Origin of the sequence: Streptomyces sp. NRRL S-350 (genome assembly GCF_000719705.1) — a bacterium.
Taxonomy (GTDB): domain Bacteria; phylum Actinomycetota; class Actinomycetes; order Streptomycetales; family Streptomycetaceae; genus Kitasatospora.
The window spans coordinates 1-3248 of the sequence record NZ_JOHO01000143.1 but is presented as its reverse complement, the minus strand read 5'-3'; the positions used below and the strand labels follow the sequence as shown (position 1 = coordinate 3248).

The following is a 3248-nucleotide window of genomic DNA, read 5'->3' as shown; positions in this document are numbered from 1 at the left end:
CGGGTCGATGCCGGCGTGTTCGAGGGTTTCCCAGGTGGTTTCCAGGAGCAGGCGCTGCTGGGGGTCCATGGCCAGGGCCTCGCGTGGCGAGATGCCGAACAGGGCGGCGTCGAAGTCGGCGGCGTCGTGGAGGAATCCGCCCTCGCGGGTGACCGAGCCGCCGGGGCGTGCCGGATCGAGGATCCCCGCGAGGTCCCAGCCACGGTCCTGCGGGAACCCCGAAATCGCGTCACCACCGGAGGACAGCAGGTTCCAGAGCGATTCCGGGGAGTCCACCCCGCCGGGGAAGCGGCACGCCATCGCCACGATCGCGATCGGCTCGCGGGCGCGGCCCTCCACTTCCGACAGACGCTCCCGGGTCTGCTGTAGGTCAGCGGTGACCCGCTTCAGATAGCCGAAGAGCTTTTCCTCCTGCGCCATCGCGCACCACCCCTGCTTTTTTCGTACGAACGGTAGACAAGCCCTGCGTTAGAGGTTGCGGTCGATGAAGTCCATCAACTCCTCAGCCGTGGTGGCCTCGGCGAGACCGGGGGCGTGATTCCCGTTCTCGGTGCCGCGCTGCTTCCATTCGGAGAGCAGGCGTTCGAGACGCTCGGCGACGTGCGCGTGGTCGGTGTCCTCTCCCGCCACGGCGAGCAACGCCTCGAGGCGGTCCAACTCGGCCGGCAACGGGTCGGTCCCGCCGGGCAACTCGCCGTCCAGGAAGGCGGCCAGCGAATCCGGTGACGGATGGTCGAACGCGATGGTGGCGGGCAGCTCGATGCCCGTGAGCGCGGTGAGCCGGTTGCGCAACTCGACCGCGGTGAGCGAATCGAAGCCCAGATCGGTGAAGCTTCGACGGGCCCCGACCGATGCCGCCGAGGCATGGCCGAGCGTGGCCGCGACCTCGGAGCGCACCACATCGACCAACTGCCGCCGGCGTGCCTCACCGGTGAGCCCGGCCACCCGTTCCCGCAGCGACTCCACCGGACGCCGGCCCCGCTGCGGCTCCGGGATGCTGACGAAGCCGCGCAGCACGGCGGGCAGTTCCGTCGGAGCGGCCCGCAGCGCGCCGCGGTCGAGGAGCAGCGGGACGGCCAGAGCGTCCTTCGACGCCAGTGCCGCGTCGAACATCGCCAACCCTTGTTCCTCCTGGATCGCCACGAGGCCGGAACGAGCCAGTCGACTCAAGTCGCTCTCGCCGAGCTCGCCCGCCATGCCGTCCGTGACGTCCCACAGGCCCCATGCCAGGGACACCCCGGCCAGCCCCTGCGCCCGCCGGACCTCGGCCAGGGCATCCAGGAACCCGTTCGCCGCGGCGTAGTTCGCCTGACCTGCCGAACCCAGGACACCAGCGGCCGAGGAGAACAACACGAAGGCGGACAGGTCCATCTCGCGCGTCAGCTCGTGGAGGTGCCAGGCGCCGACGGCCTTCGGCCCGAAGACGGTCCGCAGTCGTTCTCCGGACTGCCGCGTGAGGGTCGCGTCGTCGACCGCACCCGCGCAGTGCACGACCGCGGACAGCGGCCACTGCGAGGGTACTGCCGCCAGCACGTCGGCCAGCGCACGGCGATCGGTCACGTCACAGGCGGCGAACTCCACCTCGGCGCCGAGGCCGCGCAATCGGGCGGCCAGCGCACCGGAGCCGGGCGTCGCTTCTCCGTGCCGGGTGACCAGCAGCAGCCGCTGGACACCATGGGTCTCGACCAGGTGCCGGGCAACCCTGCGACCGAGGGCACCACTCGCCCCGGTCAGCAGAACCGTGCCCGGACGCCAGGGCGAGTCCGCATCCCCGGGCACCGCGCGCACGAGGCGCGGCACGAACGCGCCCTCGGAACGCAGCAGGATCTGCGGCTCACCCGATGCCACCGCGGCGGCCAGCGGCGCGTCCCCGTCGACCAGGACCACCCGACCCGGGTACTCGACCTGAGCCGAGCGCACCAGTCCCCACACCGCGGCAGCGGACAAACGGCTGCCGGGATCCTCGCCGGTGAGGCCGTCGGTCGCCACAACCAGGCGAGAACGCGGGTCGGTCTGGCGGGCGAGCCACTCCTGGACGGAGGCGAGAGCGGCCTCGGCCGTCAGCCGGGCGGCCTCGGCTGCGTCCGCGGAGGGGGACTCCCTCACGACGATCCGCACCACGTCGGTGCCGGCGGGGATCTCGGCCACCACGGGCAGCACGACGGGCTGCCAGTCGACGCGCAGGAACGAAGCCCGTCCCGCTCGCCCCGCCCCCGTGGCGACCGGGCGCCCGACCAGCGAAGAGATCGAGGCGACGAGAGCGCCGGACGGATCGGCGAGATCCAGCGAGACCTCGTCCGGGCCCCGGCGGACCAGACGGGCGATCAGTCGGGCACCCGCGCGACCGTGCAGGGTGACTCCGGACCAGGAGAACGGCAGGTTCGCCTGCCCGGGGTCCGCATCGATCGCGGTGGCATGCAGGGCGGAGTCGAACAGCGCGGGGTGCACGGCGTAGTCGCCGGCGTCGCCTTCCATCCGGACCTCGGCGTACAGCTCGTCACCGCGCCGCCACACGGCCTGCATGCCGCGGAACGCGGGACCGTAGCCGATTCCGGCCTCTTCCATCCGGTCGTAGAAGCCGCTGATGTCCTCCGCGACGGCGTCGACGGGCGGCCAGTGCAGCGGATCCTCCGGGCGGGCACCGGACTCGGCCGCCAGCACACCCGCGCAGTGCCTCGTCCACGGCTCGTCGGGTTCGGCGTCCTCCGGACGTGCGTACACCGCGACCGCGCGGCGTCCGTCCACCGGCTCGTGGACCTCGACCCGTACCTGGACGCCGCCTGCCGCGGCGATCACCAACGGCACCTCCATGGTCAGTTCGACCAGCTGGGGATGGCCACTGCACCGACCCGCGTGCAGGACCAGATCCAGGAAGCCCGTCCCGGGGAACACCACCGTGCCGTGCACGGAGTGGTCGGCAAGCCACGGCAACGAGGCGAGGGACACCCGGCCCGTGAACAGCATCCGACCGGACGAGGGAAGGGTCACCGAGGCCCGGAGAATCGGGTGGTCCGCACTGTCCAGACCTGCCGCACCGAGATCGACCGCACCGGACGGCCGGTTGTCGAGCCAGTAGCGGTGGTGTTGGAAGGGGTAGGTGGGGAGGGGGGTGGTGTGGGGGTTGGTGTGGGCGTAGTAGGCGTGCCAGTTGACGGGGGTGCCGTGGGTGGTGAGGTGGGCGAGGGTGGTGGTGATGGTGTGGGTTTCGGGTTGGTTCTTGTGGAGGCTGGTGAGGGCGTGGGTGGGGA

General features: G+C 71.7%; 2 protein-coding genes. Both read right to left on the bottom strand.

The genetic code is table 11. From position 1 onward, the window contains the following. Positions 1 to 420 (bottom strand): beta-ketoacyl synthase N-terminal-like domain-containing protein (locus IF30_RS42815; RefSeq protein WP_037902995.1); only part of this gene is annotated, 420 nt, incomplete at its 3' end. A 48-nt stretch (positions 421 to 468) separates the two neighbouring features. Beyond that, a partial coding sequence (locus tag IF30_RS0140030; protein ID WP_158835986.1) for a type I polyketide synthase occupies positions 469 to 3248 on the bottom strand: 2780 nt, incomplete at its 5' end.